Origin of the sequence: Streptomyces fradiae ATCC 10745 = DSM 40063 (assembly GCF_008704425.1) — a bacterium.
Taxonomy (GTDB): domain Bacteria; phylum Actinomycetota; class Actinomycetes; order Streptomycetales; family Streptomycetaceae; genus Streptomyces; species Streptomyces fradiae.
In genome coordinates, this window is record NZ_CP023696.1 from 880,055 (window position 1) to 897,104 (window position 17,050).

Consider the following 17,050-nt stretch of genomic DNA (forward strand, 5'->3'; position numbering starts at 1 on the left):
GCGGGGTGCGGACCCGGCGGGCGGCCGGGGGTCAGTTCCAGCTGGAGTGGAGGGGCTTGCCCTCGGCGTAGCCGGCGGCGCTCTGCACGCCGACGACGGCCTTCTCGGCGAACTCCTCCAGCGAGGCCGCACCCGCGTAGGTGCAGGAGGAGCGGACCCCGGCGACGATGGAGTCGATCAGGTCCTCGACGCCCGGCCGGGCCGGGTCGAGGTACATCCGCGAGGTCGAGATGCCCTCCTCGAACAGCGCCTTGCGGGCCCGGTCGTAGGCGGACTCCTCGCTGGTGCGGTTGCGCACGGCGCGGGCGGAGGCCATGCCGAAGGACTCCTTGTACAGGCGGCCGTCGGCGTCCTGCTGGAGGTCGCCGGGCGACTCGTACGTCCCGGCGAACCAGGAGCCGATCATCACGTTGGACGCGCCGGCGGCCAGGGCCATGGCCACGTCGCGGGGGTGCCGGACGCCGCCGTCGGCCCACACGTGCTTGCCGTACCTGCGCGCCTCGGCGGCGCACTCCAGGACGGCGGAGAACTGCGGGCGCCCGACGCCGGTCATCATGCGGGTGGTGCACATGGCGCCGGGGCCGACACCGACCTTGACGATGTCGGCGCCCGCCTCGACGAGGTCGCGGACGCCCTCGGCGGCGACGATGTTGCCGGCGACGATCGGGACCCGCGGGTCGAGGCCGCGGACCACCCGGATCGCGTTGACCATCGACTCCTGGTGGCCGTGGGCCGTGTCGATGACGAGCGTGTCCACCCCGGCGTCGAGGAGCTGCTTGGCCTTGCCGGCCACATCGCCGTTGATGCCGACCGCGGCGGCGATCCGCAGGCGGCCGCGGTCGTCGACGGCGGGCGTGTACAGCGTGGCGCGCAGGGCGCCCTTGCGGGTGAGGATGCCCGCGAGGCGGCCCTCGCCGTCGACGGCGGGGGCGTAGCGCCGGTTGTGGTGGTCGAGGGTGTTGAACGCCTCGATGGGGTCGATGTCCGCGTCGAGGAGCAGCAGGTCCTTCGACATGACCTCGGAGAGCTGCGTGAAGCGGTCCACTCCGGTCAGGTCCCGGTCGGTGACGACGCCGACGGGCTTGTGGTCGGCGTCGACGACGACACCGGCGTTGTGGGCGCGCTTGGACAGCAGCGACAGGGCGTCGGCGACCGTCTGCGCCGGGTCGAGGACGATCGGCGTGTCGAGGACGTGGTGACGGCTCTTGACCCAGGTGACGACGTCGGTGACGACGTCGATCGGGATGTCCTGGGGGATGACCACGAGGCCGCCGCGGCGGGCGACGGTCTCGGCCATGCGGCGGCCGGCGATGGCGGTCATGTTCGCCACGACCAGCGGGATGGTGGTCCCGGTGCCGTCGGGGGTGGCGAGGTCGACGGCGAGGCGGGAGCCCACGGCCGAGCGGCCGGGGACCATGAACACGTCGTCGTACGTGAGGTCGTACGGCGGCTTGAGGTCATTGAGGAAACGCACGTGCAGAACATCCCAGTCGTTCGGAGTCGGCCCCCGGGCATCTCAGCCGGGGGAAAACGCACGTACTTCAGTGTCCCATGCCGACGCGCGTTCGAGCTCCGGGAGAAACCTCCAGGTCACAGCGGGTGACCTGGGAGGTTCCTCCAACGATGCGACGACGCGGCGGCGGGGCGGGGGAACGACGGGGAGCCGGGGTGTCAGTTGTCCGGGTCGAACCGCTCCAGCGCGGGCCGCGGACCGGGCTGCGACTCGGTCAGCAGGTAGTCGGCGGCGGAGGTGTCCGTGACCAGGCTGGTGACCAGGCCGGAGCGCAGGACCGCGCCGATGGCCGCCGCCTTGCGGGCGCCGCCGGCGATGGCGACGACCTCGGGGATGCGGCGCAGCCGGTCCGCCTCGACGGTGATGCACCGCTCGCCCAGATCGCGCCCGACCCTGCGGCCGTCGGCGTCGAAGAGGTGGGCGGACATCTCGGCGGCGACGCCGAGCGACGCGTAGTGGGCGCGCTCCTCGTCGCTGAGCATGTCGTGGACCGTGGAGATGCCCGGCTCCCAGGAGCCGATGGACACCGCGGCGACGGTGACCTTGTCGAAGTACTCGAAGGCGCGGGCGATGCCGGTCTGGTTGCGCAGCGCGGCGGCGGTGGCCGGGTCGGGCAGCAGCATCGGCGCGTAGATCGGGTGGGCCTCGCCGCCGGACACCTGCGCGGCGCGGCGGACGGCCTCGACCGACCCGCGCTCCGCGGTCCCGGCGTCGTACACGCCGGTGAGCTGGACGACCGTGCACGGCGGGAGCCGGTCCAGGGCGGCGGCCATGTGGATGGTGGACCTGCCCCAGGCCAGGCCGAGGACGTCGCCCTCGGCCACGAGCTCGCCGAGCAGGTCGGCCGCGACCTCGCCCAGGTTCTCCGGGTCGGGGGACTCGTCCTCGCCCTCCGGCGGGGACTCGACGACGACGGCGTGGCGCAGGCCGTAGCGGGCGCGCAGCGCGTCGGAGCGCTCCGCGTCCAGTTCCGCGGGCACGCGGATCTCGATCCTGACGAGGTCCCGCTCCAGGGCCGTCTCGAGGACGCGGGCGACCTTGAACCGGCTGACGCCGAACTCCTCGGCGATCTGGATCTTGGACTTGCCCTCGAGATAGAAGCGGCGGGCCATGGCCGCCGCCTGCACCAGCTCCGCGGGTCCCATCCGCAGGGCTGGACGTCCCGCCGACATTGCAGACACCGCGTTCTCCTCACTGCTGTTCACACTCCGGATCGCCATCCTTGCAGATCCGGCGGCCCTGGATCAGTCCTGTCGGTATGCGTTCATCTGCCGGTGACCCTCCGGTGGCTCAGTGTCCGCACGCCCACGCGGCGGACGCGGTCGCCCGCTCCGCGCTCTCGCGCAGGCTCCGCACGGCCGCGGCCGGGTCGTTGGCCCCGTAGACGGCGGAACCGGCGACGAAGACGTCCGCGCCGGCCTCGGCGCAGCGCTCCACGGTGGACGCGGAGACGCCGCCGTCGACCTGGAGCCACAGCTCCAGGCCGTGCTTGGAGATCAGCTCACGGGTGCGGCGGATCTTCGGCAGCATGATGTCGAGGAAGGCCTGCCCGCCGAACCCCGGCTCGACCGTCATGATCAGCAGCATGTCCAGCTCGGGCAGCAGGTCCTCGAACGGCTCGATGGGAGTGGCGGGCTTGAGCGCCATGGAGGCGCGCGCGCCCTTGGCCCGGATCTCCCGCGCCAGCCGTACGGGCGCGGCGGCGGCCTCCACGTGGAACGTGACGGACCCGGCGCCCGCCTCCACGTACTGCGGTGCCCAGCGGTCGGGGTCCTCGATCATGAGGTGGCAGTCCAGCGGGGTGCCGGTCGCCCGGCTGAGCGACTCGACGACCGGGACGCCCAGGGTGAGGTTGGGCACGAAGTGGTTGTCCATGACGTCGACGTGGAGCCAGTCGGCGCCCTCGACGGCCCGGGCCTCCTCGGCGAGGCGGGAGAAGTCGGCGGACAGGATGCTGGGGTTGATCTGGGCCATGTGCCAAGCCTGCCATGCCGCGCGGCCCTTCCTCGCCCCGATCCCCCGGCAGGCGCGGGACGGGACCGGGCGAGTCCGCCCGTACCCCCGCATATCCCCGCAGGGGTGCGGGCGGAGCCCGCCGCGCCGGGACCGCCGGGCTCGTCAGGCGGTACGGCGGAGCAGCGCCAGGTACATGGCGTCGGTGCCGTGCAGGTGCGGCCAGAGCTGCACGTCCGGGCCGTCGCCCAGCTCGGGGACGCCCGGCAGGAGGGGGCGCGCGTCGATCCACTCGGCGGTCACGTCGCGGGCCCCGCCGTGCCCCTTGAGCACGTCGTCCACGACGGCGCGGGTCTCGGCGAGGTGCGGGGAGCAGGTCGCGTACCCGACGACTCCGCCGACCCGCGCCGACTTCAGCGCCTCCGCGAGCAGCGACCGCTGCAGCGGCGCGAACGCGTCCAGGTCCTCGGGCCGGCGGCGCCAGCGCGCCTCGGGGCGGCGGCGCAGGGCGCCGAGGCCGGAGCAGGGCACGTCGACCAGGACCCGGTCGAAGGAGCCGGGCCGCCACGGCGGGCGGGTGCCGTCGGCGGCGACGACCTCGTACGGGCCGGGGTTCCCGTCTAGGGCCCGCTGCACGAGGCGGGCGCGGTGGGGCTGCTTCTCCGCGGCGAGCAGGGCGGCGCCGCGCCGGGCCGCGAGGGCGCCGAGCAGGGCGGCCTTGCCGCCGGGGCCCGCGCAGCCGTCGAGCCACCGGCGGTCGGGGCCTTCGAGGGGCGCGGCGGCCAGGGCGGCGGCGACGAGCTGGCTGCCCTCGTCCTGGACGCCCGCGCGGCCCTCGCGCACGGCGTCGATGGCGCCGGGCTCGCCGCCCTCGGGGAGCCGCACCGCGTACGGCGACCAGCGGCCCGGCTCCGCGGCGCCCTCGCCGAGTGCGTCCAGCAGTTCGCCGGGGGTGGCGCGGCCGGGGCGGGCGACCAGGGTGACCTCGGGGCGCTCGTTGTCGGCCCGCAGGAGGTCCTCGATGCCGGCGCGGCCGCCGCCGAGGGCGTCCCACAGGGCGGAGACGACCCAGCGGGGATGGGCGTGGACGACGGCGAGGTGGTCCTCGGGGTCCTCGTCGTAGGGCGGCGCGACCCGCTCCAGCCAGCCGTCCAGGTCGTGCTCGGCGATCCGGCGCATGACGGCGTTGACGAACTTGGCCCGCCCGTCGCCGAGCACGACGCGCGCCAGCTCGACGGTGGAGGAGACGGCGGCGTGCGGGGGGATGCGGGTGCCGAGGAGCTGGTGGGCGCCGAGCGTCAGCACGTCCAGGACCGGCGGGTCCACCTCGCGCAGCGGGCGGTCGACGCAGGCGGCGACGATCGCGTCGTACGTGCCCTGGCGGCGCAGCGTGCCGTAGACCAGCTCCGTGGCGAGGGCGGCGTCCCGAGCGTCGAAGCCCTCCTGCTCGCGGGCCTTGCGCAGCAGCGGCGGCATGACGAGGTTGGCGTACGCGTCCCGCTCGTCCACGGCGCGCAGCGCCTCGAAGGCGAGGACGCGCACCGGGTCCTTCCGGGGACGCCGGTACGGCTTGGAGGGACGGCGACGGCCTTGCTCGCTCAAAAGGTGCTCCGCTTCGCGATGGTTCGAACCCTCCCAGGGTAGTCCCCCGCCCACGGAGCATCCGGCGGACCGCCGGGGGGCGCCGCCCGCGCACCGGGCCGGGCACCGGGGGATCGCGGCGCGGTACGCCCCGGCGCGGCGCGGCTCCGCCGTGGAACCGCCCGGCTCCGACGGGGCACCGGCCGGAGCGGGCAGCAGCCCGCGCGCGGCGCCGGCCCGCGCCGCCACCGCCCCCGCGCGGGCCGGCGCCGGTACCAGTCCGGCACCGCCCGGCGTGCGCCCCTCGACGGGCGCCGCGCCGCACGCCCCGGGACGGGAGGGCCCCCAAGCGGCCGGCCGCGAGCGGCCGCCCCCAGGAGCGGGGCGACGGGGCCCGGCCCCGGGCAGGGGCCCGCCCCCGCGCACCCCCGCGCGGCTCAGGCGCCCAGGTGCTCGCCGGGGGCGATGCGGACACCCCGCGCCCAGTCGGCCGCCCGCATGGGCTTCTTGCCCTGCGCCTGCACCCAGAGCAGCTCCACCGCGTGCGAGCCGGTGCCGACGTACACGTTGTTCTTGGCGGCCGACAGCTCGCCGGGGCCCAGGTCCGTACGCCCCGGCGCGGGCGCCGCCTGGACCAGCTTCAGGCGCTCGCCCCGGAAGACGGTCCAGGCGCCGGGCGCGGGCGTGCAGCCGCGCACCACGCGGTCCACGCGCATCGCGGGCGCCGCCCAGTCGACGCGGGCGTCCTCGACGGTGATCTTCGGCGCGAGCGTGACGCCCTCGGCGGGCTGCGGCACCGCCCGGAGCGTGCCGTCCTCGATGCCGTCCATGGTCGCGGCCAGCAGTCCGGCGCCGGCGAAGGCGAGGCGCGTCAGCAGGTCGCCGCTGGTGTCGGTGGGGCGGACCTCCTCGGTGACGACCCCGTACACGGGGCCGGAGTCGAGGCCCTCCTCGATCTGGAACGTGGACGCGCCGGTCATCTCGTCCCCGGCCATGAGCGCGTGCTGCACGGGCGCGGCGCCGCGCCATGCGGGCAGCAGCGAGAAGTGCAGGTTCACCCAGCCGTGCGCGGGGATGTCCAGCGCCGTCTTCGGCAGCAGCGCGCCGTAGGCGACGACGGGGCAGCAGTCGGGCCCGATCTCCCGGAGCCGGGCGAGGAACTCCTCGTCGCGCGGCTTCACGGGCTTGAGCACCTCGATGCCCGCCTCGGCGGCCCGCTCGGCGACGGGGCTCGCGACCAGCCGTCGGCCCCGCCCGGCGGGGGCGTCGGGTCGTGTGACGACGGCCGCCACCTCGTGCCGCCCGGAGGCGAGCAGGGCGTCCAGGGCGGGGACGGCGACCTCGGGGGTGCCTGCGAAGACGAGCTTCACTCCGTGTTACCTCGCTTGTTCGTCGGTGCGCCGCCCGGCCGGGTCCGCGCCGCCGTGCGGCCGGCCGTGCGACCGGCCGACGGGCCGGCAGCGGAGTCGCGGCCGACGGCGTCCGCCGGGCCACCGGCGGGGCGCCGGGCAGCGCACCAGTCTAGGCGCTCCCCCCACGGCGTTCCGTCCTGCCCGGACGACCGCGCGACCGGTCGCCGACGGCCGCGGACGCGTTCGCGCGGCGATCGTCGACGCGGCCGCAGGGCACCGTCAGCGGTGGCGAAGCCGGTGATCGGGGCCGCCCGGCCGGTGGGCGTCCGCGTCGTCCGGGGCGTCGCGACCAGGAGCGCGGGGCCGCCGCGACCGGCCCACCCGGCAGCGGGGGCCCCGGCGCCCCGGGGTGAAGGGCCCGCGAACGGCGTCCGGGGCCTGGTCGGGGGGCGTGCGCGGGGTCGTGCGCCTCGCGCATATGCGGATACGCCTCAGCGGCGTGACCCCGGCGACGGCTGGCGCGTTGTCAAAGGAGATTGACCGAAGGCCGCCGTCGACGCGGCCCGCCCCCTTTCAACGCCGGTTCGAGAGGCTTGTCAATGGCCGACCACGCAACCCACGACGCCCAAGCCCGGGCAAGCCTGCACCTGCTGGTGCGGGACATCGAGCGGGTCCGCCGGCAGGTGGACGCTCTGCGCACGCTCACCGCCCAGCTGGGCAACGTCTACCGCCCGCGTCGCTCCGGCCCGTCGACGGGCTTCGTCGTCTACGGCAGGGCCCCCGCGCCCACGGTCCGGCTCGCGCAGGAACTGCGCGACAGCGTGGAGACGCTGGTCACCGCCGCCGTCGACTTCGACCGCTCGCTGGGCTTCTCGTGGGACGCGGTCGGCTCGGCGCTGGGTGTCACCAAGCAGGCCGTGCACCGCCGGTACGGATCGCGCCGCGCGGCGGCGCAGCAGGCGGCCGGGGCGGACCGCGCTGCGCAGCCGCGCACGATGCCCGCCCCGTCGGTCCCGGCGGCGCGGTCGATGCCGCCGCAGCCGTCGCAGGCCCGCGCGGCCGTCAGGGACCAGCCGCACCGGGAGGGCGCCCGCCCCACCGTCTTCCCCTCACCGCGCAACGGCTGATCTCCGCCACCCGCGCACCGCCGCGTACCGCCGCGCACCGGCCGGCCTCCGTGATTCCGCGACACGGCTCGCCCGGCCGGTCCGCCGCCACCGGTACACGGCCCGCCGAGGGGGCGAGCAACCCGACGGCGGGCGGGCCCGCGCCGATGGCGCCCGCCCGCCGTCGGCCCTCTCGCCCCGTCGGACCGCCCGACGGCAGCCCCTGCCCGGTGGTCGCCCCCCTCCTGCCGACGGCGCTCGCCTCGCCGGCGCCGCTCCGTCGGTGGCTCCCGCTCCGCCGGTGCCTCGTCGCCCCGTAGCCGGCCGCCCCGCCGCAGCCGCGGGCCCGCCCTCCACCGGGGCGCCGCCCGAGCGCGCACGCCTCCGGCGGCCGGCGGCACGCGCCGGGGCGCGGCCGGGCGGACCGTCCCCAGGGGCGGCGCGTCCCCCAGGGGCGGACCGTCCCCAGGGGCGGCGCGTCCCCCAGGGGCGGAGCGTCCCCAGGGGCGGCGCTCCCCGGCAGCGCCCGACGGGGCCGCCCGGGATCGGCGGCCAGGGCCTACCCGATGTCCGGCGGGTCCATCCTGACGCGCACCGGCAGGGTGCCGCCGCGGGCCAGCCGGGCCGCCTGGGCCTTCTTGAGGGCGGCGGCCAGGGCCGCGCCCGTGCCGGGCGGCACCCGTACCAGCGCCCGGTCCCACGCCTCGCCCGCGGGCGGGTCACCCGGCCGGCGCGGACCACCGGGAGCGGCCGGCCGGAGCGGTACGGGCCCCAGCACCTCCGCCTCCGGCGGCAGTTCCGCCGCCGCGAGGAACTCGGCGACGGCCTCCGGGCGGCCCGCCACCGCGCCCATCCGCGACACGGGCGGGAAGCCCAGCTCGGCGCGCTCGGCCAGCTCCCGCTGGGCGTGGCCCACCGGGTCCCACCGCACCAGTGCCTGCACGGGCCGCAGCGTCGGCTCGGCGACCACGACGACCGTGCCACCCTCGTCCTGCCCCCGCACCAGGGACGCCGCGTCGATCCAGCGGCGCAGCGCCTCCTCCCCGGCCCTCAGGTCCGGCCGGGCCAGCAGCGCCCAGCCGTCCAGCAGCAGGGCCGCCGCGTACCCGCCCTCGGCGACCGGCTCGGCGCCCGGCGTGCTCACCACCAGCGCCGGGCGGCCCGGCACGGCGTCCAGCACGTGGTCCCGGCCGGAGGTCCGCACGGGGACGGCCGGGAAGACCCGCCCCAGCTCCTCCGCCGTCCGCCGGGCGCCCACCACCTGGGCCCGCAGCCGCGTGGACCCGCACTCGGCGCACCGCCAGTGCGGTTCGTCCCGTCCGCACCAGCCGCACCTCAGGTCCCGCTGACCGGGGGCCTCCAGGGGGCCCGCGCAGTGCCGGCAGCGGGCGGGGGTCCGGCACCGCTCGCAGGCGAGGCGCGGCACGTACCCGCGCCGGGGCACCTGCACCAGCACCGGCCCGGACCTCAGGCCGTCCCGGACGACCTGCCAGGCGAGGGACGGCAGCCGCGCCGCCCGCGCCGCCTCGTCGCGCGCCAGCTCCCCGTCGCCCACGGTCCGTACGAGCGGGGCGGCGGCCCGCACCCGCTCGCGCGGCGCCACCAGCGGCCTGGCCCAGCCGCTCTCCACGAGCTGGGCGGCCTCGACCGTGCAGCTCGTGGAGCCCAGCAGGAATCCGCAGCGGTCGTGCGCGGCGCGCAACAGGAGCACGTCGCGGGCGTGCGGCTGCGGGGCGTGCGGCTCGCTGTGGCTCGCGTCGCCGTCGTCCCAGATCGCGACGAGCCCGGGGTCCCGCACGGGCGCGAACATCGCCGCGCGGGTGCCGACGACGGCCCGTACGGAGCCGCGCCGCACGGCGAGCCACTGCCGGTACCGCTTCTCGGGCCCCGCCTCGGCGGTCAGCAGGGCGTGCCGGCCGTCCCCGAGGAGGGCGGTCAGGGCGGCGTCCACGCGCGCGGCGGCCCGGCCGTCCGGTACGACGACAAGGGCGCCGCGCCCCGAGGCGAGCGTCGCGGCCACCGCGCGGGCCAGCTCGTCCGCCCAGTGCGGGCCGGGCAGGGCGTTCCACACGGCGCGCGGCGCGCCGCCCTGCGCGAGGGCGGCGAGGAACGCCTCGCCGTGCGCGTACCGCGCCCAGGGGCCCGCCTCGGGGGCGGGCGGCGGTGGCAGCGGCTCCGGCGAGGGACGGCTCTCGGCGCGGGCGCTGCGCGGCGGGACGGCCAGCTGGAGGACGTCGGCGAGGCTGCCCGCGTACCGGTCGGCGACCGCCCTGGCCAGGCCCAGCAGCTCGGGGCCCAGGACGGGCTCGGGCGACACGACGTCGGCGAGCGCGGCGAGCGGCCCCGTGTAGTCGGTGTCGGCGCGCCGCTCGACGAGGAACCCGTCGATGAGCCGCCCGCCCTCGCGCCGCCCGCCCCGCACCTGGTGCGCGCCGGCTCCGAACCGGACCCGCACCCGGACGCCGGGGCGGGCCGCGGCGTCGAGCTCCTCGGGGACGGCGTAGTCGAAGAACTGGTCGAGGTGGAGCACGCCCTTGTCGACGACGACCCGCGCGACGGGCAGCTCCTTGGCCAGCGCGGCCCCCCGCCACGTCCGCGGCCTGGCCCGCGGCGCCTTCGCCCGGCGCACGGTCTCGCGGATGAGCGCGAGCTGCTCCGGCGCCTCGTCCGGCCGCCCTCCCGGCTTCTCACTCTCGCTGGTCACAGCCTCATCCCTACCAGACCGCACCGACAGCGGGCGCCCGGCGGCGAAGAGGCCCGGCCGGCCCGTGGCAGGGCCCGGAGGGCCTGGAACGCGGCGCCAGCGACGCCGGGGCGCGGATGACCCGGGGCCGACCACGGCCCCGTACGGCCGGCGGGCGACGGCCGGCGGCCCACCGCAGGACCAGCCGACGGGAGCGGCCGACGGCTCCCCGCCGGGGCCGGCCCCGACGGCAGACGGCAGACGGCAACCAGCAACCGGCAACCGGCAACCGGCAACCGGCCCCGAACGCCGGAAGCCCGGCTCCGTGCGGGACGGAGGCCGGGCTTACCGGTGCGGTGCGCTCGCCGAGCGGGACGGCCCCGCCGGGTGGAGCTCCACGGACCGCAAACCCCCGGCGGCCCCGCGGAGCGGGCCCAGGACCCGCGGGCCCGGCCCGGGGCCCCTACAGGCCGGCGGCCTCGCGGAGGGCGTCGACGCGGTCGGTGCGCTCCCAGGTGAAGTCGGGCAGCTCGCGGCCGAAGTGGCCGTAGGCGGCCGTCTGGGAGTAGATCGGGCGCAGCAGGTCCAGGTCGCGGATGATGGCGGCCGGGCGCAGGTCGAAGACGGCCGCGATGGCGTTCTCGATCCGCTCCACCTCGACCTTGGCCGTGCCGAAGGTCTCGACGAACAGGCCCACCGGCTCGGCCTTGCCGATCGCGTACGCCACCTGCACCTCGCAGCGCGAGGCGAGGCCGGCGGCCACCACGTTCTTGGCGACCCAGCGCATGGCGTAGGCGGCCGAGCGGTCGACCTTGGACGGGTCCTTGCCGGAGAACGCGCCGCCGCCGTGGCGGGCCATGCCGCCGTAGGTGTCGATGATGATCTTGCGGCCGGTCAGGCCGGCGTCGCCCATCGGGCCGCCGATCTCGAAGCGCCCGGTCGGGTTCACCAGCAGCCGGTAGCCCTCGGTCTCCAGCTTGATGCCGTCGTCCAGGAGCTCCTTCAGCACGTGCTCGACGACGAACTCGCGGATGTCCGGCGCGAGCAGCGAGTCCAGGTCGATGTCGCTGGCGTGCTGCGAGGAGACCACGACCGTGTCCAGGCGCACGGCCTTGTCACCGTCGTACTCGATGGTCACCTGCGTCTTGCCGTCCGGACGCAGGTAGGGGATCGTGCCGTTCTTGCGCACCTCGGTCAGGCGCCTGGACAGCCGGTGGGCCAGGTGGATCGGCAGCGGCATCAGCTCCGGCGTCTCGTCCGACGCGTAGCCGAACATCAGCCCCTGGTCGCCGGCGCCCTGCTGGTCCAGCTCGTCGCCCTCGCCCTTCCGGGAGGCACCCTCGACCCGCTGCTCGTAGGCGGCGTCCACGCCCTGCGCGATGTCCGGCGACTGCGCCCCGATCGACACCGACACACCGCACGAGGCCCCGTCGAAGCCCTTCTTCGACGAGTCGTAGCCGATCTCCAGGATCTTCTCCCGCACCAGCGTCGGGATGTCCGCGTACGCCTTCGTCGTGACCTCTCCGGCCACGTGCACCAGACCCGTGGTGATCAACGTCTCCACGGCGACCCGCGAGGAGGGGTCCTTGCGCAGCAGCGCGTCGAGAATGGTGTCGCTGATCTGGTCAGCGATCTTGTCGGGGTGACCCTCGGTCACCGACTCCGAGGTGAAAAGACGACGGGACACAACGCTCCCTGGGTTTGCAGCGGCTGCTGGCTGATCGTTGGTGGACCGGCAGGGGGCTGCGCCCCGCGTCGTTCCGGGAACAGTTTATCGGGCGGTCTCGGCCACAAGACCAGACGTCTCGCGGATCGGAAGCCTGATTGACCACATCAGACCTCTTGCCAAGGGCAAGATCACCTCTTGGTACGGCGGGAGTTGCCCTGCTCGCGGCGGTGCGCCCGCTGTGAGGGGAATCACGTAATTCACCCTCATGGCAGACGGGGCACCACCAGGTCCCACACGGTGTCCGCCAGGATCTCCTTGGGACCGTAGGGGACGGGGGTCTCGCTGCCGTCGGCGGCGAGGACGACCGCCTCGCTCTCCTCCGCGCCGAAGGTCTTGCGCTCCCCCACCTCGTTGACGACGAGCAGGTCGCAGCCCTTGCGGCGGAGCTTGTCGCGGCCGTTGGCGAGAACGTCGTCGGTCTCCGCGGCGAAGCCGACGACGACCTGGCCGGGGCGTGCCCGGGCGGCGGACAGCTCCGCGAGGACGTCGGGGTTGCGGACGAGCGCGACGGGCGCGGGCTCCTCGCCCTCCCGCTTCTTGATCTTGCCCTCGGCGTACGCGGCGGGGCGGAAGTCCGCCACGGCGGCGGCCATCACCACGGCGTCGGCGTCGGCCGCGGCCTTCAGTACGGCCTCGCGCAGCTGGAGGGCCGTGCCCACGGGGACGACGTCGACGCCGGCCGGGTCGGGCAGGGCGGTGTTGGCGGCGACGAGCGTGACGCGGGCGCCGCGCGCGGCGGCGGTGCGGGCGAGGGCGTAGCCCTGCTTCCCGGAGGAGCGGTTGCCCAGGTAGCGGACCGGGTCGAGGGGCTCGCGGGTGCCTCCGGCGCTGACGACGACATGGCGGCCGGTGAGGTCGGGGGCGGCGGCGCCGCGTGCGAGGACCCTGCGGCAGACCTCGAAGATCTCGGCGGGGTCGGGGAGGCGGCCCTTGCCGGTGTCGGCGCCGGTGAGGCGGCCGACGGCCGGCTCGATGACGACGGCGCCGCGGCGGCGGAGCGTCGCCACGTTCTCCCGGGTGGCCGGGTGCTCCCACATCTCGGTGTGCATGGCGGGTGCGAAGACGACCGGGCAGCGGGCGGTGAGCAGGGTGTTGGTCAGCAGGTCGTCGGCGAGGCCGTGGGCGGCCTTGGCGAGCATGTCGGCCGTGCAGGGGGCGACGACGACCAGGTCGGCGCGCTGCCCGATGCGGACGTGCGGGACCTCGTGGACGTCCTCCCAGACCTGGTCGGAGACCGGGTTGCCGGAGAGCGCGGACCAGGTGGCCGCGCCGACGAAGTGGAGGGCGGACGCGGTCGGGACGACCCGCACGTCGTGGCCGGACTCGGTCAGCCGGCGCAGCAGCTCGCACGCCTTGTAGGCGGCGATGCCGCCGCTGACTCCGAGGACGACCTGGGGCTTGGGCTCGGGCACTGCGCCTCCCGCTTCGTGGGTTGGTACGGCGTCCCGGCGTACGGCGACGCGCGGTCACGGGATCGTACGGCTTCGGGACACACCGCAGGCCCGGCGGACGTCCGCCGGGCCTGGGAATGCTGTGGGGGTGCGCTTACTGCGCCGGGCCCTCGACGGCCTCGGAGGTCAGCAGGCCCGCGTTGATCTCGCGCAGGGCGATCGACAGCGGCTTCTCGTGGACGTGGGTGTCCACCAGCGGACCGACGTACTCGAGCAGGCCCTCACCGAGCTGCGAGTAGTACGCGTTGATCTGCCGCGCGCGCTTGGCCGCGTAGATCACGAGGCTGTACTTCGAGTCCGTGGCCTCGAGCAGCTCGTCGATCGGCGGGTTGATGATGCCCTCGGGCGCGGTGATGGAAGAGGACACGCTCTACCTTCCGAAAAAGTGGACAACGACAATTCAGACAACGTCCATCAAGGCTAGCAGCTCACGCGCCACGTCCTCGACGGAGGTGTTGACCAGGGTGACGTCGAACTCGGACTCGGCGGCCAGCTCGACCTTGGCCGCTGCCAGCCGCCGCTCGATGACCTCGGCCGACTCGGTGCCGCGCCCGGTGAGGCGGCGGACCAGCTCGTCCCAGCTCGGCGGGGCCAGGAAGACGAGCTGCGCGTCGGGCATGGACGCGCGGACGAGCCGGGCGCCCTGGAGGTCGATCTCCAGCAGGACGGGCTCGCCGGCATCCAGGCGGTCCTGCACGGCGCGGCGGGGCGTGCCGTAGCGGTTGCCGGCGAACTCGGCCCACTCCAGCAGCTCGCCGTTGGCGACGAGCTTGTCGAACTCGTCGTCCGAGACGAAGAAGTACTGCACGCCGTCCCGCTCGCCGGGGCGCGGCTCGCGGGTCGTGGCCGACACCGAGAGCCAGACCTCGGGGTGGACCTTGCGCATATGGGCGACGACCGTGCTCTTGCCGACCCCGGAGGGGCCGGAGAGCACGGTCAGCCGCGGACGTACGTCCGGGGGCTCGGGGGTCGTCCCCCGGGATGTTGCAGCCATGGGGCGATTATTCCAGCTTCCGGGAGCCCCCCGGACGCCGGGTACCGGCCGTCAGGCCTTGGAGCCGCCGAACTCGCGCTCCAGCGACGCGATCTGGTTGGAGCCGAGACCGCGCACGCGGCGGCTCTCGGAGATCCCCAGGCGCTCCATGATCTGCTTGGCGCGGACCTTGCCCACGCCCGGCAGGGACTCGAGGAGGGCGGAGACCTTCATCTTGCCGATGACGTCGTTCTCCTGGCCCTGCTTGATGACCTCGTGGAGCGAGGCGCCGGAGTGCTTGAGTCGATTCTTGACCTCGGCCCGCTCCCGGCGAGCCGCGGCGGCCTTTTCGAGCGCGGCTGCGCGCTGTTCAGGGGTAAGGGGCGGAAGAGCCACGCCTACGTCACCTCGGATGTCGAACTGTCGGATACGGACCGGTGAGGAACCTAGTCGGCCCACACCAAGGGAGCAACGAGCAACGCAGTGACCGCTGCGAACGCTGACTCTCGTCGGAGACTAGCGGCCAGGGCCGCCCGAGTCAGCGAGAACAGCGGAAAAGTCCTGGTCAGCATCGATCCTGCCAGACAAAGGCGACATAACGCACTGGTTTGGCCGCCGAATCCGTCAACACCCGGCACGGCCCGTTCCGGGGGCGCGCCGCCCGCGGCGGCCACGGGCGCCCGCCATCGGGCGGGCTCCCGTGACGTACGTCACATCAAACAGGCGGTCGGGAGCGGCGCTCAGCCGGCGACGGCGGCCCGCACCTCGTCCGCGTACCGCTCCGCCGCGCCCCGCAGGGCCGCCGCGTCCGGACCGTGCCGCAGGACGGCCCGGCTGACGTTCGGCACGACGTTGCGCACGGCGGCGCCGAACACGGCCGGCAGGTCGGCCGGGGTGGCGCCCTGCGCGCCGATGCCCGGGGCCAGGAGGGGGCCGTCGATGTCCAGGTCGAACGAGGAGAGGTCCCCCAGGGTGGCACCGACGACCGCGCCGAAGGAGCCCATGGGGGTCTCGCCCGCGTTCTCGGCGGCGAGGTGGGCCAGCATCGTCGCCGCGACGGTGCGGCCGTCCTCGCGTACGGCCCGCTGGACCTCGGCGCCCTCCGGGTTGGAGGTGAGGGCGAGCACGAACAGCCCGGCGCCGCTCTCGCGCGCGAGGTCCACGGCCGGCTTCAGCGAGCCGTAGCCCAGGTACGGGGAGACGGTCAGCGCGTCGGAGAAGAGCGGCGAGTCCGGGCACAGGTAGGTCTGCGCGTACGCGGCCATGGTGGAGCCGATGTCCCCGCGCTTGGCGTCCATGACGACCAGGCCGCCGGCGGCCCGCAGGTCGGCGACGGCCCGCTCCAGGACGGCGACGCCGCGCGAGCCGAACCGCTCGAAGAACGCGGACTGCGGCTTGAAGACGGCGACGGTCCCGGCGAGGGCCTCCACCACGGTGCGGGTGAAGGTCTCCAGCCCGTCGACGTCGTCCTCAAGGCCCCAGGCGGCCAGCAGGGAGGCGTGCGGGTCGATGCCGACGCAGAGCGGGCCGCGCTCGTCCATGGCGGCGCGGAGTCGTGCACCGAAGGCGGTCATGCGGTGGCCTTTCCGGAGTGGTCGCGGGTGGCGGCGCCGACGGCCTCGGCGAGGGTGGCGTACGGGGAGGCGGCCAGACGGGCGGCCAGGCCCTTGTGGACGGCGCGGGCGTAGAAGGGGCCCTCGTAGACGAGGGCGCTGTAGCCCTGGACCAGGGTCGCGCCGGCGAGGATGCGCTGCCAGGCGTCCTCGGCGCTCTCGACGCCGCCGACGCCGACGAGGACGAGGCGGTCGCCCACGCGCGCGTACAGGCGGCGCAGGACCTCCAGGGAGCGCGCCTTGACGGGCGCGCCGGACAGGCCGCCGGTCTCGGCGGCCAGCGCCGGGTCGGACTTCAGGCCGAGGCCCTCGCGGGCGATGGTGGTGTTGGTGGCGATGATGCCGTCCAGGCCCAGCTCCAGGGCCAGGTCGGCCACCGCGTCCACGTCCTCGTCGGCGAGGTCGGGGGCGATCTTGACCAGCAGGGGGACGCGGCGGTCGGTGACGGCGCGGTCGGCGGCCTCGCGGACGGCGGTGAGCAGCGGGCGCAGCGACTCGGTGGCCTGGAGGTCGCGCAGGCCGGGGGTGTTCGGCGAGGAGACGTTGACGACGAGGTAGTCGGCGTGGGCGGCGAGCCGCTCGGTGGACTTCACGTAGTCGGCGACGGCCTCGGCCTCGGGGACCGCCTTGGTCTTGCCGATGTTCACGCCGACGACCGTCCGGAAGACGGGCACGCGGGTGCGCAGCCGCTCGGCGACGGCGGCGGAGCCCTCGTTGTTGAAGCCCATGCGGTTGATCAGGGCGCGGTCCGGTACGAGGCGGAAGAGCCGCTTCCTCGGGTTGCCGGGCTGCGGCTCGCCGGTGACCGTGCCGATCTCGACGTGGTCGAAGCCGAGCATCGCCATGCCGTCGATCCCGGCGGCGTTCTTGTCGAAGCCGGCCGCGAGGCCGAAGGGTCCGTGCATCCGCAGGCCCAGGGCCTCGGTGCGCAGCTCCTTGTACCGGGGTGCGAGGACGGCCGCGGCGAGGGTGCGCAGCACGGGGACGCGGGCGGCCAGGCGGATCCAGCGGAAGGCCAGGTGGTGGGCCTTCTCGGGGTCCATCCGCGTGAAGACGAGGTCGAAGAAGAACTTGTACATGCAGGAAGCTCCAGGTC

General features: G+C 75.5%; 14 protein-coding genes. 1 reads left to right on the plus strand and 13 read right to left on the minus strand.

Annotation, left to right across the window (positions count from 1 at the left end; all coding sequences use genetic code 11):
* Positions 1-31: 31 nt before the first annotated feature.
* From CP974_RS03735 to fmt, 5 genes are all read right to left on the minus strand, one after another.
* Positions 32-1,474, minus strand: a complete 1,443-nt coding sequence (locus CP974_RS03735; protein WP_031131281.1) for a GuaB1 family IMP dehydrogenase-related protein — start codon at positions 1,472-1,474, stop codon at positions 32-34.
* A 197-nt stretch (positions 1,475-1,671) separates the two neighbouring features.
* Complete coding sequence (locus CP974_RS03740; RefSeq protein WP_174887786.1) at positions 1,672-2,718, minus strand: sugar-binding transcriptional regulator; 1,047 nt, start codon at positions 2,716-2,718, stop codon at positions 1,672-1,674.
* An 85-nt stretch (positions 2,719-2,803) separates the two neighbouring features.
* Positions 2,804-3,487: a ribulose-phosphate 3-epimerase gene (gene rpe, locus CP974_RS03745; RefSeq protein WP_031131277.1), complete on the minus strand. Its 684-nt coding sequence runs from the start codon at positions 3,485-3,487 to the stop codon at positions 2,804-2,806.
* A 144-nt stretch (positions 3,488-3,631) separates the two neighbouring features.
* Positions 3,632-5,068, minus strand: a complete 1,437-nt coding sequence (locus CP974_RS03750; protein WP_031131275.1) for an RsmB/NOP family class I SAM-dependent RNA methyltransferase — start codon at positions 5,066-5,068, stop codon at positions 3,632-3,634.
* A 416-nt stretch (positions 5,069-5,484) separates the two neighbouring features.
* A complete protein-coding gene (gene fmt / locus CP974_RS03755; RefSeq protein ID WP_031130465.1) occupies positions 5,485-6,417 on the minus strand; it encodes a methionyl-tRNA formyltransferase in 933 nt (310 codons plus the stop codon).
* Between the two features lie 581 nt (positions 6,418-6,998).
* Between fmt and CP974_RS03760 the strand changes: the two genes are divergently transcribed.
* Positions 6,999-7,526, plus strand: a complete 528-nt coding sequence (locus CP974_RS03760; protein WP_031130467.1) for a hypothetical protein — start codon at positions 6,999-7,001, stop codon at positions 7,524-7,526.
* A gap of 538 nt (positions 7,527-8,064) precedes the next feature.
* Here the strand turns inward: CP974_RS03760 and CP974_RS03765 are convergent.
* From CP974_RS03765 to CP974_RS03800, 8 genes are all read right to left on the minus strand, one after another.
* Positions 8,065-10,209, minus strand: coding sequence for a primosomal protein N' (locus tag CP974_RS03765; protein WP_031130469.1), 2,145 nt, complete (start codon positions 10,207-10,209; stop codon positions 8,065-8,067).
* 442 nt (positions 10,210-10,651) lie between these two features.
* A complete protein-coding gene (gene metK / locus CP974_RS03770; protein WP_031130472.1) occupies positions 10,652-11,875 on the minus strand; it encodes a methionine adenosyltransferase in 1,224 nt (407 codons plus the stop codon).
* Positions 11,876-12,120: 245 nt separating this feature from the next.
* Positions 12,121-13,329: a bifunctional phosphopantothenoylcysteine decarboxylase/phosphopantothenate--cysteine ligase CoaBC gene (gene coaBC, locus CP974_RS03775; protein ID WP_031130474.1), complete on the minus strand. Its 1,209-nt coding sequence runs from the start codon at positions 13,327-13,329 to the stop codon at positions 12,121-12,123.
* A gap of 133 nt (positions 13,330-13,462) precedes the next feature.
* Positions 13,463-13,735 (minus strand): DNA-directed RNA polymerase subunit omega, encoded by a 273-nt coding sequence (rpoZ, locus tag CP974_RS03780; RefSeq protein WP_003982715.1) that lies wholly within the window; start codon positions 13,733-13,735, stop codon positions 13,463-13,465.
* A gap of 33 nt (positions 13,736-13,768) precedes the next feature.
* On the minus strand, positions 13,769-14,362 hold the full coding sequence (gene gmk / locus CP974_RS03785; RefSeq protein ID WP_051839284.1) for a guanylate kinase: 594 nt from the start codon (positions 14,360-14,362) through the stop codon (positions 13,769-13,771).
* A gap of 51 nt (positions 14,363-14,413) precedes the next feature.
* Positions 14,414-14,737, minus strand: a complete 324-nt coding sequence (locus CP974_RS03790) for an integration host factor (RefSeq protein WP_010470436.1) — start codon at positions 14,735-14,737, stop codon at positions 14,414-14,416.
* A gap of 344 nt (positions 14,738-15,081) precedes the next feature.
* Complete coding sequence (pyrF, locus tag CP974_RS03795) at positions 15,082-15,915, minus strand: orotidine-5'-phosphate decarboxylase (protein ID WP_031130477.1); 834 nt, start codon at positions 15,913-15,915, stop codon at positions 15,082-15,084.
* On the minus strand, positions 15,912-17,033 hold the full coding sequence (locus CP974_RS03800; RefSeq protein WP_031130479.1) for a quinone-dependent dihydroorotate dehydrogenase: 1,122 nt from the start codon (positions 17,031-17,033) through the stop codon (positions 15,912-15,914). Before CP974_RS03800 ends, pyrF begins: the two co-directional genes overlap by 4 nt.
* Positions 17,034-17,050 lie beyond the last annotated feature (17 nt).

Coding starts and splice junctions, on each gene's coding strand:
- rpe (WP_031131277.1), bottom strand. CDS start 3,487: ATGGCCCAGATCAACCCCAGCATCCTGTCCGCCGACTTCTCCCGCCTC.
- CP974_RS03760 (WP_031130467.1), top strand. CDS start 6,999: ATGGCCGACCACGCAACCCACGACGCCCAAGCCCGGGCAAGCCTGCAC.
- gmk (WP_051839284.1), bottom strand. CDS start 14,362: ATGGCTGCAACATCCCGGGGGACGACCCCCGAGCCCCCGGACGTACGT.
- pyrF (WP_031130477.1), bottom strand. CDS start 15,915: ATGACCGCCTTCGGTGCACGACTCCGCGCCGCCATGGACGAGCGCGGC.
- CP974_RS03800 (WP_031130479.1), bottom strand. CDS start 17,033: ATGTACAAGTTCTTCTTCGACCTCGTCTTCACGCGGATGGACCCCGAG.